Source organism: Clostridium merdae (assembly GCF_900176635.1).
In the GTDB taxonomy this organism is placed as follows: domain Bacteria; phylum Bacillota; class Clostridia; order Oscillospirales; family Acutalibacteraceae; genus Faecalispora; species Faecalispora merdae.
The window spans coordinates 496,301-515,946 of the sequence record NZ_FXLN01000004.1; the positions used below are offsets into that span (position 1 = coordinate 496,301).

At 44.7% G+C, this 19,646-nt stretch carries 16 protein-coding genes; all 16 read left to right on the top strand.

Annotated features, from left to right (window positions below; genetic code table 11):
• The first annotated feature begins 75 nt into the window (after window positions 1-75).
• Window positions 76-807 (top strand): 30S ribosomal protein S2, encoded by a 732-nt coding sequence (gene rpsB, locus CAN90_RS07765; RefSeq protein WP_085833271.1) that lies wholly within the window; start codon window positions 76-78, stop codon window positions 805-807.
• A 176-nt stretch (window positions 808-983) separates the two neighbouring features.
• A complete protein-coding gene (tsf, locus tag CAN90_RS07770; RefSeq protein WP_085833272.1) occupies window positions 984-1,898 on the top strand; it encodes a translation elongation factor Ts in 915 nt (304 codons plus the stop codon).
• A 358-nt stretch (window positions 1,899-2,256) separates the two neighbouring features.
• Window positions 2,257-2,961: a UMP kinase gene (pyrH, locus tag CAN90_RS07775; RefSeq protein ID WP_085833273.1), complete on the top strand. Its 705-nt coding sequence runs from the start codon at window positions 2,257-2,259 to the stop codon at window positions 2,959-2,961.
• Between the two features lie 38 nt (window positions 2,962-2,999).
• Complete coding sequence (frr, locus tag CAN90_RS07780; protein WP_085833274.1) at window positions 3,000-3,554, top strand: ribosome recycling factor; 555 nt, start codon at window positions 3,000-3,002, stop codon at window positions 3,552-3,554.
• Between the two features lie 10 nt (window positions 3,555-3,564).
• On the top strand, window positions 3,565-4,290 hold the full coding sequence (locus CAN90_RS07785) for an isoprenyl transferase (RefSeq protein WP_085833275.1): 726 nt from the start codon (window positions 3,565-3,567) through the stop codon (window positions 4,288-4,290).
• A 1-nt stretch (window position 4,291) separates the two neighbouring features.
• Entirely contained in the window at window positions 4,292-5,116 is an 825-nt protein-coding gene (locus tag CAN90_RS07790) for a phosphatidate cytidylyltransferase (protein ID WP_085833276.1), read from the top strand.
• Between the two features lie 41 nt (window positions 5,117-5,157).
• On the top strand, window positions 5,158-6,309 hold the full coding sequence (locus tag CAN90_RS07795; RefSeq protein ID WP_085833277.1) for a 1-deoxy-D-xylulose-5-phosphate reductoisomerase: 1,152 nt from the start codon (window positions 5,158-5,160) through the stop codon (window positions 6,307-6,309).
• 62 nt (window positions 6,310-6,371) lie between these two features.
• Window positions 6,372-7,445: a M50 family metallopeptidase gene (locus CAN90_RS07800; RefSeq protein ID WP_085833278.1), complete on the top strand. Its 1,074-nt coding sequence runs from the start codon at window positions 6,372-6,374 to the stop codon at window positions 7,443-7,445.
• The gene (gene ispG, locus CAN90_RS07805) at window positions 7,442-8,488 is read left to right on the top strand and encodes a flavodoxin-dependent (E)-4-hydroxy-3-methylbut-2-enyl-diphosphate synthase (protein WP_085833279.1); all 1,047 of its coding nucleotides are present in this window, start codon (window positions 7,442-7,444) and stop codon (window positions 8,486-8,488) included. The genes CAN90_RS07800 and ispG overlap by 4 nt, the downstream gene beginning before the upstream one ends.
• A 113-nt stretch (window positions 8,489-8,601) precedes the next feature.
• Window positions 8,602-12,951 (top strand): PolC-type DNA polymerase III, encoded by a 4,350-nt coding sequence (locus CAN90_RS07810; protein ID WP_085833280.1) that lies wholly within the window; start codon window positions 8,602-8,604, stop codon window positions 12,949-12,951.
• A gap of 251 nt (window positions 12,952-13,202) precedes the next feature.
• Entirely contained in the window at window positions 13,203-13,772 is a 570-nt protein-coding gene (locus tag CAN90_RS07815; RefSeq protein WP_085833281.1) for a TetR/AcrR family transcriptional regulator, read from the top strand.
• Between the two features lie 83 nt (window positions 13,773-13,855).
• Window positions 13,856-15,241, top strand: a complete 1,386-nt coding sequence (locus CAN90_RS07820) for an MATE family efflux transporter (protein ID WP_085833282.1) — start codon at window positions 13,856-13,858, stop codon at window positions 15,239-15,241.
• Window positions 15,242-15,429: 188 nt separating this feature from the next.
• Window positions 15,430-16,641: an ATP phosphoribosyltransferase regulatory subunit gene (gene hisZ, locus CAN90_RS07825; protein ID WP_085833283.1), complete on the top strand. Its 1,212-nt coding sequence runs from the start codon at window positions 15,430-15,432 to the stop codon at window positions 16,639-16,641.
• On the top strand, window positions 16,638-17,291 hold the full coding sequence (gene hisG / locus CAN90_RS07830) for an ATP phosphoribosyltransferase (protein ID WP_085833284.1): 654 nt from the start codon (window positions 16,638-16,640) through the stop codon (window positions 17,289-17,291). The genes hisZ and hisG overlap by 4 nt, the downstream gene beginning before the upstream one ends.
• Window positions 17,284-18,567 (top strand): histidinol dehydrogenase, encoded by a 1,284-nt coding sequence (gene hisD, locus CAN90_RS07835; protein WP_085833285.1) that lies wholly within the window; start codon window positions 17,284-17,286, stop codon window positions 18,565-18,567. The genes hisG and hisD overlap by 8 nt, the downstream gene beginning before the upstream one ends.
• Window positions 18,564-19,619, top strand: a complete 1,056-nt coding sequence (gene hisC / locus CAN90_RS07840; RefSeq protein WP_242953601.1) for a histidinol-phosphate transaminase — start codon at window positions 18,564-18,566, stop codon at window positions 19,617-19,619. The genes hisD and hisC overlap by 4 nt, the downstream gene beginning before the upstream one ends.
• The last annotated feature ends 27 nt before the right edge of the window (window positions 19,620-19,646 follow it).

Consider the following 19,646-nt stretch of genomic DNA (forward strand, 5'->3'; position numbering starts at 1 on the left):
CGCAATGGTGCCCTTTACCGGGTTTCACGTCAAAATAAAGGTGCGGCGGCGGAATAACCAAGGAGGATTTTAATTATGGCAGTCGTATCTATGAAACAACTTTTGGAGGCCGGTGTACACTTCGGTCACCAGACAAGAAGATGGAACCCCAAGATGGCAGAGTACATCTTCACCGAGCGTAACGGCATCTACATCATTGACCTGCAGAAGACCGTTAAGAAGCTCGAAGAAGCTTACAGCTTTGTTCGTCAGCTTTCTGAAGAAGGCAAGCCCGTGCTGTTTGTTGGCACAAAGAAGCAGGCTCAGGATTCTGTTCGTGAAGAAGCAGAGCGCGCTGGTGCTTACTATGTGAATGCCCGCTGGTTGGGCGGCATGCTCACAAACTTCCGCACCATTCGCCGCAGAATTGATCGCCTGAACCAGCTCAAGACTATGGAAGAAGACGGCACCTTTGAGCTGCTCCCTAAGAAGGAAGTTGTTAAGCTCCGTTTGGAAATTGAAAAGCTCGAGAAATTCCTTGGCGGAATTAAAGATATGCGTCAGATTCCCGGCGCACTGTTCATCGTTGACCCCCGCAAGGAGCGCATTGCTGTTGCAGAGGCTAAGAAGCTTGGTATCCCGATTGTTGCGATTGTTGATACCAACTGCGATCCCGATGAAATCGATTATGTTATCCCCGGTAACGACGACGCAATTCGTGCAGTTAAACTGATTTCTGCAACTATGGCAAATGCAATTGCAGAAGGCAATGAGGGCCGTATGGGCGCTGCTGCTGCACAGGAAAAAGAAGAGGCGCAGGCTGAATAAGCCGCTTTTCAGCAACTCTAATGTAGAGAGAAAGATACCCGCCTGATTTCAGACGGGTATTTTTTGAGAATGTTATACCACAATGCGCCATGCGCTGTTTGTGGTATTATAGATTTTAATATAGCACCAGCTTTTAGGTCGCTGTATGACTAACAATAGAATCGGAGGAATAGAAAATGGCTTTTACAGCAAAAGATGTGGCAACGCTTCGTGAAAAAACCGGCTGCGGAATGATGGATTGTAAAAAAGCTTTAACAGAATCCAACGGAGACATGGATGCCGCTGTTGATATTTTGAGAGAAAAAGGCCTTGCTGCCGCTACCAAGAAATCGGGTCGTATTGCAGCGGAAGGCGTAGCTTATGCTCAGGTGAATGCAATTGGTAATGTTGCTGTTGTAGTAGAAATCAATGCAGAAACCGACTTCGTTGCCAAGAATGCAGAATTCCAGGCATTTGTTAAGACTGTTGCCGACACAGTAGAAGAGCAGAACCCTGCTGATGTAGATGCTCTGCTCAACCTAACTGCTGCCGGTTTTGATAAGAAGATTGATGACCTTCTCAAAGAAAAGATTCAGACAATCGGCGAGAACATTAAAGTACGCCGTTTTGCCCGTTTTGAAGGCCCTGTTGTTAGCTATGTGCATGCAAACGGCAGAATCGGTGTTATCGTAAAGTTCAACACCTCTGCTGAAATCGCTGCTAAGCCTGAGTTCCAGGAGTACGCAAAGAATATTGCAATGCAGATTGCTGCGGTTAACCCCGCATACCTCAACGAGCAGGCTGTTCCGGCTGATGTTGTTGAGCATGAGAAGAAGATTCTTACCGAGCAGGTTATTAACGATGGTAAACCCGCTGCAATTGCAGAGAAAATCGTTGTTGGCCGTTTGTCTAAGTTCTTTAAGGACATTTGCCTCGTTGACCAGATTTTTGTTAAGGATAGCGACAAGACTGTTCAGCAGTACACAGAGTCTGTTGGCAAAGAGCTTGGTGGCGAAATCTCGATCGAAGCGTTTGCTCGCTTTGAAAAAGGTGAAGGCCTCGAGAAGAAAGAAGATAATTTTGCAGATGAAGTCGCCAGCATGGTGAAATAATCTGATTCATAATTTTTACAAGAGAAGGGCAGAGGATACGAGCCTCAGCCCTTCTCTATCTTTATGCCTTTATAACGGGATTACGTATTCAAATTGGGAATATATATATTAAAAGAGTTATTAGCCAGAATAGCCTTTTTACTTGCCTTTCGATAAATTCTCTTTGAGTTACACCAAAGCACTCTTTATACAATTAATAAAAGATGAGCTTCTGGCGTTAAAATAATAAATAATTATGAACGAACTGTATCGTAAGGAAGAATAATGGCAATCCTGATGTGAAAACAGGAGTGAAAGACTTTACTTTCTATTTCTCCTATTGTAAAATATAGTTAAAATCATAATGGGGTGTTATGAATTGCAACCTAAATATAAAAGAATTCTTTTAAAACTCAGTGGTGAATCACTCGCTGGGGGAAAAGAGCATGGTATTGATTTTGATACAGTGCTGAAAATTTGTGCGCCGATTAAAGAATGTGCAGACCTAGGCGTTCAGGTAGGCATTGTTGTAGGCGGTGGCAACTTTTGGCGTGGCCGCAGCAGTGGAAAAATGGACCGAACGAGGGCTGACCATATGGGAATGCTCGCAACGGTTATTAATGCGCTTGGTGTTGCAGATGCGCTTGAACAGCTGGGTGTACCAGTACGGGTGCAAACCGCGATCACCATGCAGCAGGTAGCAGAGCCATATATTCGCAACCGTGCCGTACGTCACTTAGAAAAAGGGCGTGTAGTCGTGTTTGGTTGTGGTACAGGAAACCCGTTTTTCTCTACCGATACGGCGGCATCTTTGCGTGCAGCAGAAATTGATGCTGACATTATCATGAAAGCAACTTTGGTAGATGGTGTTTACGACAGCGACCCCAAACTCAATGATGCAGCAGTGAAGTTTGACTCCCTTTCCTTTATGGATGTTCTAAATAAGGATTTGCATGTAATGGATAGCACGGCGGCAACTTTGTGCAAAGACAATGATATTCCAATTCTTGTGTTCAGCATTGAAGAACCCAGCAATATTGTTCGGGCGGTATGCGGTGAACCAATTGGAACACTAGTAAAATAATTGATTTTACAAATGCTAATTAAGAAAGGAAGATTGTAATGCAAGAGGTACTGACCCAAGCGGAAACTAAGATGAAGAAAACTCTTTCCGTCCTGACCAACGAGTATACCACAATCCGGGCAGGCAGGGCCAACCCCGCAGTTTTGGATAAAATAATGGTGGACTATTACGGTACACCTACGGCGGTGAACCAGTTGGCGGCCATTTCTGTTTCGGAGGCACGTCTTTTAACGATTCAGCCTTGGGATGCAACTTCGGTTCGTGCAATTGAAAAGGCAATTCTAAGCTCTGAGCTAGGCATTAACCCGCAAAGCGATGGCAAGGTGATTCGCCTCATGTTCCCGCAGTTGACAGAAGAACGCCGTCGCGACATCACAAAAGATATCGCAAAAATGTCGGAAGAGGCAAAGGTTGCGGTTCGCTCCATTCGTCGCGATGCAATTGAAAAACTCAAAACAATGAAAAAGAATGCCGAAATTTCAGAAGATGATCTGAAATTGGGTGAGAAGAAAACACAGGATTTGACAGATAAATACTGCAAAGAAGTAGACGGCTTGTTCGATAAGAAACAGAAAGAAATCATGGAGATATAAAAATCGGCTTATGAATCATCTTTCAGACCAGGCAAAGCCTATATTGCCGCGGCATTTGGGCATAATTATGGATGGTAACGGTCGCTGGGCGAAAAAGCGGGCACTCCCGCGTTCGGCCGGCCATACAGCAGGTGCGGCAAATTTCAAAAAGATAACACGCTACTGCGCTTCCATTGGAATTGAGTATCTTACGGTATATGCGTTTTCAACTGAGAACTGGAAGCGTCCGTCCGACGAAATTGAAGCACTGATGAAGATTTTTCAGCAGTATTTAGAAGAAGCCCTGCGGGATTTTTTGGGCGAAAATATTCGTGTTAAGTTTATTGGCGATGTTTCAGTTTTCCCTCAAACCTTAAAGGATTTATTTGCACGCACAGAAGCGGTTTCTGCGGATAAAACCGGTATGGTTCTGAATATTGCAATGAATTACGGCGGACGCGCGGAGTTGACCCACGCGGTTCGCTTTTTGGCGGAACGCGTGCAAGAGGGAGCACTGCGCCCCGAACAAATTACAGAAGAACTAATTTCACAAAATCTTTATACAGCAGGCCAACCAGACCCGGATTTGGTACTGCGCCCCAGCGGAGAATATCGTATTTCTAATTTTTTGTTATGGCAGTCGGCCTATACAGAGTATATTATTATGGATAAACTCTGGCCGGATTTTACGACCCGAGACCTTGACAGCGCTTTGCTGGAGTTTTCGAATCGGAACAGGCGCTTTGGGGGGGTATGATTTGAAAAACCGAGTGATGTCTGGTGTCGTTTTAATTCTATTTCTGGCTGCAATCGTTTTATTTAATGTTCGCTTTCCGCCTGCATTAAATTTAGCAATTGCGTTGATTTCTGTTTTGGCGGTGTATGAGTTGGTTCAGGCGCTTGGCATTGCAAAGCAGTATGCTTTGGTAGTACCCAGTGTTCTATTCGCGGTGGGGGTATTTATTGCTCCAGTAGGGTTGGCTACAGAAACGCTCTACTATGTGTATACGGTGGTCATGTTTATCATGCTCATCCGGTATAACGACACAATTTCGTTTCATCATTTGATTGTGTTGTACAGCATGACACTCATGATACCTACCATGCTCTCAACCATACTCAGCCTGCGGGAATTTGATGAAAGACATGGCATGTTCTATGTTATCATTACGATTTTTTCGGCGTGGATTTCTGATACCGGTGCGTTCGCAGCTGGTAGCCTTTGGGGGCAGCATAAGCTTTGCCCTAAAATCAGCCCTAAAAAAACGGTTGAGGGTGTTGTTGGGGGTCTCATTTTAAATGTAATGGCAATGTTAGTGTTTGGCTACATTTTTCAGGTGTTCTTCTATGGGTATCAGGTAAATGTATCTTATCTATCATTGTTGCTTATTGGTGTTGGTGGTTCTGTAATGTCTGTGTTAGGCGATTTAAGCTTTTCGCTTATTAAGCGAAGCTGCCACATTAAAGATTTTGGAGAACTAATTCCCGGGCACGGTGGAATACTGGATCGCTTTGACAGTGTAATTTTTGTCTCGCCTTTTGTCTACCTTCTAGTACAGGTATTTCCAGTTGTACTGCGTTAAATGCTGAACCGTGCAATAAAGAAACAGAATGGTGAATACAAATGATAAAGAATATTTCTTTGCTCGGCTCAACCGGTTCCATAGGTACCCAAACACTGGAAGTAGCTCGAATGCACGGTTTTTCGATTTGTGCGCTTGCAGCTCATAGCAACGTGAAGCTCCTTGAGGAGCAGATTCGTGAATTTAAACCGGCCTTGGCGGCGGTTTATGATGAAGACGCTGCACGGGATTTAAAGACTCGTGTTCACGATTTACCGGTACGTGTTGTTTCTGGGATGGATGGTCTTTGCGAAGCAGCTTCTATAAAGGAAGCAGATATTGTTTGTAATGCAGTGGTGGGCATGGTAGGGCTTCTCCCTACTATGGCCGCCGTTTCTGCCAAAAAGGATGTTGCACTTGCCAATAAAGAAACGTTAGTGGCTGGCGGTTCTCTGGTTATGCAAGCCGCACAAGAAAATGGTGTACGTATTCTTCCCGTAGACAGTGAGCATTCCGCAATTTTTCAATGCTTGCAGGGCTGCCCGCATCCATCTGCGGTAGCAAAGTTAATTCTTACTGCCTCTGGTGGGCCTTTTTTCGGTAAATCACGGGAAGAGCTGGAGAATGTTACTCCACAGCAGGCATTGCGCCATCCCAATTGGAGCATGGGCGCTAAGGTAACCATTGATTCCGCCACTATGATGAACAAGGGGCTTGAGATTATTGAAGCCTCGTGGCTTTTTTCGATGCCGGTGTCTCAAATAGACGTGGTGGTGCACCGTGAGAGCATTGTCCACTCGCTCATTGAGTACCAAGATTATTCTGTTCTGGCACAGCTCGGCGTACCGGATATGCGTATTCCCATACAATATGCTATTACATGGCCAGAACGATTGCCGTCTCCGGTAAAACGCCTAAGTCTTACCGAGCTGGGTACGCTATCGTTTTACCCGCCAGACGAACACGCGTTTCCCTGCCTTGGTCTTGCCAAGCAGGCAATTCAGCAGGGTGGATTGGTGCCGGCTGCAATGAACGGGGCAAACGAAGAGGCAGTAAAGCTCTTTTTATCTGAAAAAATCTCTTTTTTGCAGATTCCAGAGTTAGTGGAAGCTGCAATGAAAAGGCAAGCGCCTGAACGACCAACCACGCCACAGCAGGTGCTGGCGGCGGATCAAAATGCACGTAATTTTGTACTAGAAAATACGAGATTATAACTGAATATGTTACATGTAAATCTAGATAGTAATATTGTAAATAATAGACTGATGAGGTGAATATGGTTATCAATATCCTGCTTATTCTGTTCGCGGTGCTGTTATTTGGCCTAATCATTTTCATTCATGAATTTGGCCACTTCTTTACCGCAAAGCTTTCCGGAATTCGCGTGAATGAGTTCGCGATTGGCATGGGGCCAACATTATTTCAATTTCAAAAAGGGGAAACCCAATATTCGCTGCGCCTATTACCCATCGGTGGCTACTGCGCCATGGAGGGGGAAGATGAAAGCAGTGATGACGCAGGGGCTTTTGGAAATAAGCCGGTTTGGAAGAGAATTATTGTTGTGTGCGCCGGTGCAATCATGAACATTTTGTTTGGTATTTTACTGATGATGGTTTTGTTGGGGCAGCAGCCAATGTTTACCTCCACAACCATTTCTCAGTTTGCGGAAGGCTCTGCAATTCAAAAAGCAGGTATTCAGGCTGGAGACCAGTTCTATTCCATTGATGGCTACCGTGTTCGTACAGACCGCGATTTAAGCTTTTCACTCGCAACAGCGAACCCGCAGTCCATGAATGTAACTGTAGTGCGAAACGGAGAGAACCTTTCCTTCCACAATATAAAGATGAACACTCGCCAATACAATGGCAAGCAGGTAATGGTGCTCGATTTCTATGTATCTGGCATTGAAAGAAACCCGGGAACCTTAATTCAAAAATCGGCGGAAGATACCGTTTCGGTTGTTCGCATGGTTTGGTATAGCTTGGTTGGTTTGGCATCCGGTAGGTTTGGTCTGAACGATATGGCTGGCCCAATTGGTGCGGCAGACGCTATTTCTCAAGCCGCTTCTATGGGGTTGAAAGAAGGTATTTTGCCCGCTGTGAATAACATTGTCATGATGATGATGATGATAACCGTCAACCTTGGTGTAGTGAATCTTTTGCCTTTACCGGCACTGGATGGTGGCCGCTTGATTTTCTTATTGATTGAGCTGATACGCCGCCGCCCGGTTAACCCCAAATATGAAGGCTGGGTACATGCAGCAGGCTTTGCACTGCTGATGACCTTTATGCTGATTATCACTTACAGTGATATTTTAAGGCTCTTTACCGGAAAGGGATTGGGAGCATGAACCGTAAAATAACAAAAAAATTGAATGTGGGCGGCGTCGCAGTTGGCGGCGGTTCGCCCATTTCCATTCAATCGATGCTTAACGTACCCGCAGCAAATGTGGAGGGCAATGTACAGCAAGCCCGAGAGTTAGAAGCAAGTGGCTGCGAAATACTGCGTGTTGCGATTCCAAATGCCGAGGCAATACAACTCATACCTGCCATTAAGAAGGCGACTACAATTCCACTGGTGGCAGATATTCATTTTGATTATAAGCTGGCTCTTGAATCCGTTGAGGCTGGCATTGATAAAATTCGTATTAATCCAGGAAACATTGGGTCCGACGACCGGGTAAAAGCGGTGGCAGATGCCTGCCGTTTGCATGGTGTCCCTATTCGCATTGGGGTAAATTCTGGTTCGCTGGAGAAAGAAATATTGGCAAAGCACGGTGGCCCAACACCACAAGCACTTTGTGAAAGTGCATTGTACCATGCGTCTTTGCTTGAAAAGTATGATTTTGAAGAAATTGTCTTATCTATGAAGTCTTCTCGGGTAGATACTATGATTCAGGCGTATGAGCTTGCCACGCAGGCATGCGACTACCCGTTGCACCTTGGTGTTACGGAGGCTGGCACAGAACGGATGGGTCTTGTAAAATCGGCAATTGGAATTGGTTCTTTACTGCAACGGGGAATAGGTGATACCATTCGTGTTTCTCTCACGGCAGACCCCGTTAGAGAAATTGCTGCGGCAATGGATATATTCCGGGCGCTAAACCTTCGCAGTGGAGTACAAATGGTTTCGTGCCCTACTTGCGGAAGAACCAATATTGACTTAATTTCAATTGCAGGCGAGGTGGAACAGCGCCTGGCATCTTGTAAAAAGCCGATTACTGTGGCGGTTATGGGCTGTGCGGTGAATGGACCGGGAGAAGCAAGAGAAGCAGATATTGGCATTGCAGGTGGTAACGGAGTGGGGCTCATCTTCAAAAAGGGTGAAATTATCCGTCGGGTTCCGGAAGCAGAACTGGTGGATAGCCTTATGGAAGAGATAGAGTCGCTATAAAATGGCTGTATTCGAGTTCATTTTTAATGCTTAAATCGTATTTGCTGGTTAAAGAAGAGGATTCACCCCATCATAGGGGAAACGAATGCTAGGAATAAGAAAAGGATGTTGGAATGAAAACCTTTGCAGAACTATTTGGTACATACCTGAATATTCCCGGCACTGTATTGCCGGATGGAACCGTGCGCTCTTTGCGAATTGATGAGCAGAACCGGGAGCTGTTAATTGAAACAGCTTTTCCGGTTTTGGTGGAGCGTGGGGTTCTTTTTGCGCTGGAAGAACAGCTAAAAGGGGCGCTGAATGTTCGTAGAGCGGCAGTGTTGCCTCGCTTTGAGGGGAATTTATTTCAAGCCGAGTATGTTGTAGAGCTCATAAAGGAGCTAAAGCGCAGGGATGCAAGCCTCAATGGTAGCCTCAATGGTGCCACAGCGCGCTTGGAGCAAGACGCACTGGTTATCACTCTGGCACATGGTGGGCGCGACATGCTGCTTTTCCGTAAATTTGATAAAGCACTTTCCCACTTGATTCACGAAGAATTTGGATTAATGTTTCAGGTATCTTTTGATGGTATGGTCACTGCGGAGAGAAACGATGCTCGCTTTATTGAACGAGTAAAGCAGGAGAAAGAGACCCAGCGCAGGCAGGCACTCGAAGAGGATGCGGCTCACTATGAATCGATGATGAACGAACCCGGCGCAAAGCCAAAAAAGAACCCACACACCATTAACGTGCGGGGGGGAGACACTTTGTACCCAACCATTCTGCCTGAAACAGCAAAGCTGCTATATGGCCGCATGGGGCGCAGTACGAAGCCGGTCCCCATTGGTCGCGTAGGGCCGGATTCCGGCACAGTTTTAATCTGGGGCGAGATTTTTAGTATGGATGAGCGCCAGACCCGTGATAAATCCAAAAAAATCTTTAGCATCAATATTACAGACTACACCGGTTCCATGACCCTAAAGCTTATTGAAGAGAACAGCCAGTGTCGTGCAATTGACACCCTAAAAAAAGGGAGTGCCATTTTAGTCAGCGGTGAAATCAGCTACGATAAATACGACCACGAGATTGTTCTTCGCCCTCGCGGCATTAGTACCGTTGAAAAGCTAAAGGTGATTGATGATGCCCCGGAGAAACGAGTCGAGCTGCATTTACATACCTCAATGTCGAGTATGGATGGCATTACGCCGGTTGGCGAGCTTATTCAGCGCGCTGCTGAGTGGGGACATAAGGCCATTGCAATCACCGACCATGGTGTTGCGCAGGCGTACCCGGATGCAATGAACGCAGCAGCTGCCGTGCGTAAAAAGGGCGGCGAGTTCAAGGTTATTTATGGAGTGGAATCTTATTTTGTAAACGATATGGTTCCGGCTTTGATGGGCGAAACGGAGAATACGCTGGAAGATGATTTTATCTCGTTTGATATTGAAACAACCGGCCTGAGTGCAGAAAATGACCGAATGACCGAAATTGGTGCGGTGCGTATTCAAAATGGCGAGATTAAAGACAGCTTTAATATTTTTGTAAATCCCGGAATGCACATCCCCGCTAAAATTACCGAGCTTACCGGTATTACCGATGAGATGGTAAAGGACGCTGTGTCGGAAGAAGTTGCGTTGCAACAATTCTACGATTTTTGCGGAGAAAGCCCAGTTCTACTGGCTCATAATGCGGCGTTCGATACTTCGTTTATGCATGCTGCCGCGGCACGCCATGGGATGGATTTTCCGTATCCATATATTGATACACTGCCCATGTGTCGTTCCATGCTCAAGGACATAAAAAACTATAAGCTGGATACAGTTGCCAAATACTTAAAGCTTGACCCGTTTAATCACCACCGTGCCTGTGACGATGCGACCGTTTTGGCTAAGATTTTTCAAAACCTGTTACAACGCTTGAAAGAAGATACTGGTGCAACCTGTGTGAAAGATATTAATACCTGCTTAGCAGGTGGCAACCCAAAGAAAATTCGCCCAGTGCATCAGATTATTCTGGTTAAGAATCAAACTGGTCTTAAGAATTTATACAAGCTTATCTCCTACTCGCACCTCGATTATTTCTACCAAAGGCCGCGTATTCCAAAGAGTGTTTTGGTGAAATATCGCGAGGGTCTTATCTTGGGAAGTGCCTGTGAAGCAGGTGAGCTTTACAGAGCTGTGGCTGGCGGCCAGCCTTGGTCTACCCTGAAAGAAATCGCCAGTTTTTATGACTATTTAGAGATTCAGCCCATCGATAATAACCTATTTATGGTGAGAAACGGGCAGGTTCCGAATGAAGAAACCCTCCGGGAATACAACCGCACGATTATTCGTTTGGGTGATGAGCTGAATAAGCCTGTAGTTGCAACCTGCGATGTTCACTTCCTAGACCCAAAGGATGGCGATTACCGTAAGATATTAATGGCAGGGCAGGGCTTTGCAGATGCAGATGCGCAGGCACCTCTGTATTTAAGAACAACCCCAGAAATGCTCGAAGAATTTGCATACCTTGGCAAAGAAAAAGCGTATGAGGTAGTTGTAACCAATACAAATAAAATTGCGGACATGGTGGAGGAGCTTACACCTATCCCACCTGGAGTGTTTCCTCCGTTTATTGATGGAGCTGAGGAGCAGCTCAACACTATTTCGTGGGAACGCGCAAAAGAAATCTACGGCAACCCTTTACCGCAAATCGTGCATGATCGTCTCAAGCGTGAGCTTGATTCCATTAATAAGCATGGCTTTTCCGTGCTATATATGACGGCGCAGAAACTGGTTGCCGATTCAGAAGCACACGGTTATTTGGTTGGCTCCCGTGGTTCGGTTGGTTCCTCGTTTGTAGCAAATATCTCTGGCATATCGGAAGTAAACCCTCTGGAGCCGCACTATATTTGCCCGCACTGTAAAAACAGTGAGTTTATTACGGATGGCTCTTATGGCTCAGGGTTTGACCTGCCGCCAAAGGAATGCCCTGTTTGTGGTACGCAATACGAGCGTGATGGTCATACGATTCCGTTTGAAACCTTTTTGGGCTTCGATGGAGATAAAACGCCAGATATTGACTTGAACTTCTCCGGTGAATACCAAAGTGATGCGCACCGCTATACTGAAACACTGTTTGGAAAAGACAATGTTTTTAAAGCAGGCACTATTGCCACCGTCGCAGACAAAACGGCGATTGGCTTTGTTCGCAAGTATGCCGAAGAGCAAGGAACCGTACTGCACCGTGCGGAAGAGCTGCGCCTTGCTACCGGCTGTACCGGTGTAAAACGCACAACCGGTCAGCACCCAGGCGGAATGGTTGTTGTGCCGCGTGGTATGGAGATTTACGATTTTTGCCCGGTGCAACACCCGGCGAATGACCAAAAATCAGATAATATTACGACGCACTTCGACTTCCATGCCATTCACGATACCATTTGTAAACTTGATGAGCTGGGGCACGATGTTCCTACCATTTATCGTTATTTGGAAGACTACACGGGTATTCCGGTTATGAAGGTTTCGATGAGTGACCCAAAGGTGATGTCTTTGTTTCATTCTACAGAGGCGCTTGGTGTTACTCCTGATGATATTGATTCCCCAACCGGAACCTTCTCCTTACCAGAAGTTGGCACAAGCTTTGTTCGGCAGATGCTCATGGATGCACAGCCAAAAACCTTTTCAGACTTGCTCCAGGTTTCCGGTTTATCCCATGGTACCGACGTTTGGCTTGGTAATGCGCAGGATTTAATTAAAAATAAGACCTGTACCATCTCAGAGGTTATAGGTACACGAGACAGCATTATGACCTATTTGCTGCTCAAAGGGCTTGAACCGAAGATGGCGTTTAAAATCATGGAGATTACCCGTAAGGGTAAAGCGCCGCAGTTATTAACGCAGGAGCATATTCAGGCAATGAAAGATCACAATGTTCCGCAGTGGTATATCGACTCCTGTATGAAAATTAAGTACATGTTCCCCAAAGCCCATGCTGCTGCCTATATGATTTCAACATTGCGTTTGGGTTGGTATAAGGTGCATCGCCCTGTTGAGTACTACGCCGCTTATTTTACAGTGCGCGGAGAAGACTTTGACGGCGCCGTTGTATTGCAAGGGCGTGAGGCGGTACGCCGCAAAATGAACGAAATCACGATGAAGGGCAAAGAGGCAAGCAAAAAAGAAGAAGATGCGTTTGCAACCTTCCAAATTGTAAATGAAATGCTTGCCAGAGGAATTGAGGTATTGCCAATTGACCTTTATCAGTCTGATGCGAGAAAGTATATGGTAGAGGATGGAAAAATTCGACTGCCATTTGCTTCTCTTTCGGGGGTAGGGGAGTCAGCTGCAAATAGCTTAGCGGCGGCGAAAGAAAACGGCGGACCTTATATTTCGATTGATGATTTGCAAACCCGCGCAAAGGTATCTAAATCGGTAATTGAGGCACTTCAAGTAGCCGGTGCGCTCAAAGGCTTGCCGGAAAGCAGCCAGATGAGCTTGTTTTAATTTACTTAGAAATAATTTATATGGCGTTATAAGCAACCAATTAAAAGGCTTAAGCAACAATTTACCAGTGGCTTAAGCCTTTTTACTTTCTCTATAAAAGCGTAAAATGATTATTATATAAGATATGAATTAGATTATATCAAGAATAAAATTTATTAAATGAATGAAATTCAATCATTGACACAGCGGCAAAGTAGTGCTATAATCAGCTTCATAAGAAATAGATTACATGTTCCATAGGAGGTGAAGCATTGGCACGAATTACAAAAGACCCGGAGGTTCGAAAGCAAGAAATTTTAGATGCGGCAATCGTACTCTTTTATGAAAAGGGGTACGAAAGAACTTCTATGACAGATATTGCAAACAAGCTTGGAATAGCCCAAGGGTTATGCTATCGCTATTTCCCTTCCAAAGAAATTTTGTTTGATTCCTCCCTGCGTGGATATGCTCAAAAACTGGCAGATAAAATGATTCCCGTTCTTCAAGATGAGCGCTATTCACTTGCTCAAAAGCTTGATATTGCACCATCCTATCTGGATTTTGAAGAAGATAAAACGGTCACTTATAAGTTCTTTCACAATGAAAATAGTAAAAAACTCCACTCACAGCTATCGATTGTGGTATGCGAAATAATGGTGCCGGTTATTGTAAAGCTTATAGAAAAATCAAATCAAATGGGGGAGACCCAGCTAGAGGATCCCGAAACGGCGGCTTCCTTCGCTGTATATGGCCAGCTAGGAATTTTACTAGATGATTCCATTCAAGGCGAAGATAAAATAAAACGGATTAAGCAGTTTTTAAAGTACTTATTAAAAGTATAATGAGAGCCCTGCACAAGCAGGGCTTTTAAAAGCAATATAAATGAATGATTTTCATTCATTTAAAATATTAAGGAGGTATTACAATGAAAACAGAAATAGACTTTATTCATTCAGAAAACACAACCAAAACGTTCCTTAAAATGGCACTACCTATGATAGCGGCCATGTTTTTAAACCTTGCCTACAATATGATGGATAGTATTTGGGTTGGCAACTTACTGGGGGAAAGTGCTATGGCAGCACTGACTTCCTCTACACCTATTATCTTATTATTAACGGCAATCAGTATGGGAGCAACAAATGGCCTTTCCATTTTGCTGTCACAAAAGATAGGTTCCGGTGATAAAAGACAAGCAGAAAGTCTTATCACAACTTCATTTCTTACTGCGGTTATTTTTTCAGTTGCAATGACTGTGTTGCTCGAATGGAATTTGGCAACACTACTACATTGGCTAAATACTCCTGCTGAAATATTTGGTATGGCTTACGATTATTTAAAAATTTATTTGCTAGGTTATGTTTTTACCTTTTTGTACTTATATTTCGCCGCTTTATTGCGCAGCTATGGGAATACCTCCTTACAAGCAATTTCAATTCTCTTATGCACAATATTAGATTGCATCTTAGACCCAATTTTTATTTTATGGATTGGTTTTGACGGTGCGGCAATAACAACCATATTGTCTGAGAGCATCTCTGTACTTATCTTAGTTGTTTATCTCCATCACAATAAACTGTTTTCTCTATCACTATCTACTGTGAATTGGAAGTTAGTAATACCTATGGCAAAAAATGCGTTGCCAGCTGTATTTCAACAAAGTATCCCTGCCATTAGCACCAGCTTTTTAACAGCAATCGTAAGTGGTTTTTCTGTAACTGCTATTGCAGGTTATGGAATTACTGGTAAGCTAGAGACGATTCCCTTTTACCCCGCGATGGCAATTAATATGGTAATGACTACTATTGTAGGTCAATGTGTGGGTGCAAAGCGTATGGATAAAGCAGATGAGTATGTAAAATGTTCGATTCGTACCGGAGTTGGAATTGTAACAGTTCTATCATTATTGGTTGTGTTTTTTGCAAATCCTTTATCACGCTTATTTGTAAACAGCGATGGAGTTGCAGAGCTGGTATCAACCTACTTTTTGATTGTAGGGGTTGGGTACGTATGCAATACCATTACAAACTGCGTGTTAGGTGCTATAAATGGCTTGGGGAGCCCAACTGCGGGAATGCTGCTCATGGTGTTTTACTATTTAATGGTTCGTATGCCGCTTGCTTGGTATTGGTCAACGCACACCACATTCGCATTAAATGGGGTTTGGTATGCTGTTTTGGTCAGCCATATAGTAGCTTGTATTTCTTCTTGCTTATATTATTGCTATTATCGGAGGAAAAGAGTGAGTGGAATGCAAGAAATGCAAACGGAGGAAGAGAAAACAGAGAGCCTTTCTTTTTATAAGGAATGAATATTTAAAATTAAAATTGAGGTAAGTTTTCATCTTAAACTTGTGATTTTCTCTATTTTTCCTATACTTTGTTTGGTAATGGGTGGTAATTTCAGCATTTTGAAAGCATAATAATTCAAAATTAGTATTGCTAGCGGCAGTTTGTTGTGCTATCATATTAGCAAGTTAAAGCAAAGGCGGTGCGAAAGATGAAAAAATATCATAAAATTACTCCGGAAGGCATTCGCGATTATCTATTTGAAGAATGCTTGCTTCATCATCACGTAGAACACCGTCTGGGAGAGGTGTACCATAACAGAGGATTCCGTCAGGTTGTTACGCCTGGCTTGGAGTTTTACGATGTATTTGACCCGGAGCGCTCCGGTATACCGTCGGAAACCATGTATAAGCTGACTGACCGCAAAGGGAGGCTACTGGTACTAAGGCCAGACTCCACTTTGCCGATAGCGCGGCTTACGGCTACCCGGTTGCAGGGGCAAGAAAAGCCCCTGCGATTATTTTATAACCAACAAGTGTATCGAAATCATCCGGGATTAAGCGGACACGCGGATGAGATTATGCAGTCCGGAGCGGAATTGTTGGGAGCCGGTGGGCACCGGGCCGATTTGGAAATCCTTGTAACGGCAATTGAAGCGCTGAGCGCTTGTGTGCCGGATTTCCGAATCGAGCTTGGGCACGCCGGCTTTTTTCGTGCCATCGTAGCTTCTATGGGGCTTTCGGAAGACATCCTAGAAGATATTCGCGGATTTATCGAAACAAAAAATTACCCTGCGCTAGATGAAATTTTAGATACGCTCCCACAATGCAATGAGGTTTCTGCATTACGGCAGCTGCCCCGTTTGTTCGGTAGAGAAGAAATTTTTGAACAAGCGGAGAGCCTTGCTCTTCCAGAATGTGCAAAAGAGCCAATTCGATATTTAAAGAAGCTTTACGCTATGTTGTCTGAGCTTAAGCTTTCCAACCGTATTATGGTAGATTTAGGGCTGGTACAGCGAAATGATTATTACACCGGCATCGTATTTCGTGCTTATGTGCCTGAAGCAGGCGAAGCTGTTTTAGTCGGAGGCAGATACGACCGTTTGCTCGAGCTTTATGGCTCGCCAATGCCAGCGATAGGGTTTGCAGCCAATGTGGATATTTTAGCGGATGTAGTTGCCGCGCAAGGAGAACAAACCGCGGTTGTGCCCCAACAGGTTTTGGTGCATGGGGAAGAGGGATTCGAAATAAAGGCCTTTGAATATGCGGCACAACTGAAAGAGCGCGGGATTTCCTGTGAAATTTCCGTGTTTGAACATCGGGATCAGGCGATTCATTATGCGATGGCAACTGGTATACCTCGAATTGATTTTGTTGCCGATACTACCGATTCTATCATGCTTACTAAGGAGGAAAACGGATGACTCCGCTGAAAATAGCGTTAACAAAGGGTCGCTTAGAAGAAAAAACAGTGGCTCTATTTGAGAAGATGGGATACGACTGCTCGCAAATTCACAACAAAGGCAGGCGCTTGATATTACCGGTTGGGGATGGTGAAATTGAGGTAGTACTTGCCAAGGCTGCCGATGTAATCACCTATGTGCAGCACGGTGTTTGTGATTTAGGTGTTGTTGGAAAAGATACGATTATGGAAAGCACCGGCGGCTTTTTCGAGGTTCTTGACCTCGGCTTTGGCAAATGCCGCTTTGCAGTTGCCGGTCCGAAGGACTCTGGTATTTTCAAGGGCTATTCGGCAAAAACCGTTGCTACCAAATACCCCAAGGTAGCTCGCGCCTTTTTTGAGAATCGAGATATGGATGTTCGCATTATTAAAATAGAGGGTTCTGTGGAGCTTGCGCCACTTCTAGGCCTTGCTGAGGCAATTGTAGATTTGGTAGAAACTGGTTCAACGCTAAAAGAGAATGGGCTTGAAATCTTAGAAACAATATGCCCTATCTCTGCCCGATTGATTGTTAATTCTGCGGTTATGAAGCTGCGAAAAGAAGAAATAGAAGACGTAGTTTGCCGAATGGGAGAGGCGAGCCGAAAAAAGGGGGAACGGGTTTATGCTTAAACCAATTGAGTTAAGCGGAAAAGAAGGGCGGGAACTGTTAGAGCAAATTCGCCAGCGTGGTGAAGAAAAGGATCAACTTGTGGATGCACGTGTTGCTAAAATATTAGAACAGGTGAAAACTCGTGGTGATTCTGCTGTAGACGAATATACACGGCAGTTTGACGGCGTTCTTCCTGAAAAGCGAGAGTTAAATCGGGATGATATGCAGGAACTTGCAAAAAGCTGTGACCCCCAATTTATCTCCGCATTGGAACGAGCCGCAAGTAACATCCGCGATTTCCACCAGCGGCAGGCACAGCAAAGCTGGCTGACTACCCGCGTGGACGGCGTTTTAATGGGCCAGCGTGTGCGCGGCTTACAACGGGTTGGCATTTATGTTCCCGGCGGCACAGCGGCGTATCCCTCTTCTGTTCTGATGAATGCCATCCCGGCAAAAATCGCGCAAGTGGGCGAAATAATAATGGCAACCCCTCCTCAAAAGGATGGGAAACCAAATCCCAACATTATGGCGGCAGCACTCATCGCGGGGGTAGATCGCATTTTCTTGATGGGTGGTGCACAGGCGGCGGCGGCACTTGCCTATGGTACTCAAACCATCCCTCGGGTGGACAAGATTGTAGGCCCCGGCAATATTTATGTAGCTACGGCGAAAAAGCAGCTATATGGCCTAGTCGATATTGATATGATTGCAGGGCCAAGCGAGATTCTCGTTCTAGCGGATGAAACGGCGAACCCGGTGTACCTTGCAGCAGATTTGCTCTCACAAGCGGAGCATGATGTACTCGCATCCGCTATTCTTCTAACTACGAGTTTAGAGCTGGCACAAAAGGTCGCTAACGAGCTGGAGAAACAAACGGCACGACTGGAACGCAAAGAGATTATCGTACAGTCACTCCAAAATTATGGAGCACTGCTTGTTTGTGATACCATGCAGGAGGCAGTCTCTTTTGCAAACAGCCTTGCACCGGAGCACTTAGAGGTTTGCTGTGAAAATCCCATGGAATTCTTAGGGAAGCTAGATAATGCAGGCTCTGTATTTTTAGGGAACTATTCACCCGAGCCCCTTGGGGACTATTATGCGGGGGCAAATCACGTTCTTCCCACAGGAGGGACAGCACGCTTTTTCTCTCCTCTTTCGGTCGATAGCTTCCTGAAAAAATCTAGCTTTATTTACTATACCAAAGAGGCTTTATCGGCGGCTGGTGACGACGTAATTACGCTTGCCAATGCAGAGGGTCTGACTGCACACGCAAATTCCATTCAAGTTAGGATGTGAAGATTTTGTATCAACTGAACAGCAAAATTAAAGACCTAAAGCCCTATGAACCTTTAAAGGGAGATTTTCGCATCCGACTGGACGCCAATGAATCGTTTCTTTCTCTTCCCACCAACGTTATGACTGAGATTTTGGACACATTGGTACAAACAGATTTTAACCGTTACCCAGATTCTCTTGCGTTAAATTCTTGCCGTGCATTTGCGGCATATTACGGAGTTAATCCGGAATTGGTAACCGCGGGGAATGGCTCGGATGAGTTGATCTCTGTTCTAATTAGCACATTTCTTATGAAGGGCGATACGGTTGTGACGCTTTCACCCGATTTTACAATGTACCGCTTTTATTCCTCGCTGGTAGAGGTACGTTGTATTGAGGTAGTAAAAAAGAGCAATTTCACCGTAGATGTAGATGAATTAATTACGGTTGTAAACCAAACTAGTGCGAAAATGATTTTGTTTTCAAACCCCTGTAACCCAACCTCACTTGGTCTTACTCGGGAAGAGGTGCGAAAAATCATTAATTCCGTGAGTGCATTGGTTGTACTGGATGAAGCTTATATGGATTTTTGGGATCAATCTCTTTTACAAGAAGCCGACCAGTACGACAATCTGGTCATCCTGCGAACGTGCTCAAAGGCAATTGGCCTTGCGGCACTGCGAATCGGTTTTGCGGTTGCAAATGAAACAATCACTTCGGCAATTCGTGCTGTAAAGTCGCCTTATAATGTAAATACTCTCACGCAGAGTGCGGCTTCGGTTATATTATCGAATTCAGAGATACTTAAAGAAGCGAGCAATCAAATTGTGTGCTCTCGTATATTACTATCGCAGCAACTAGAGAATTTATTAAAAAGGAAACCGAATCGTTTTGTTTTATTTCCTAGCTGTACAAATTTTGTATTCTTACGTTTGAACGATGCAAAAAGTGTATATGAACAGCTTTTATTAAAAGGAATTGCAGTTCGTTTCATGGGAGATTGTCTTCGTATCACTGCCGGAGCACCACAAGAGAATACAGAGCTAATTACTGCACTGGAGCAAATTTTATAATCATAGCGCAACAGTAGCTTGCACAAA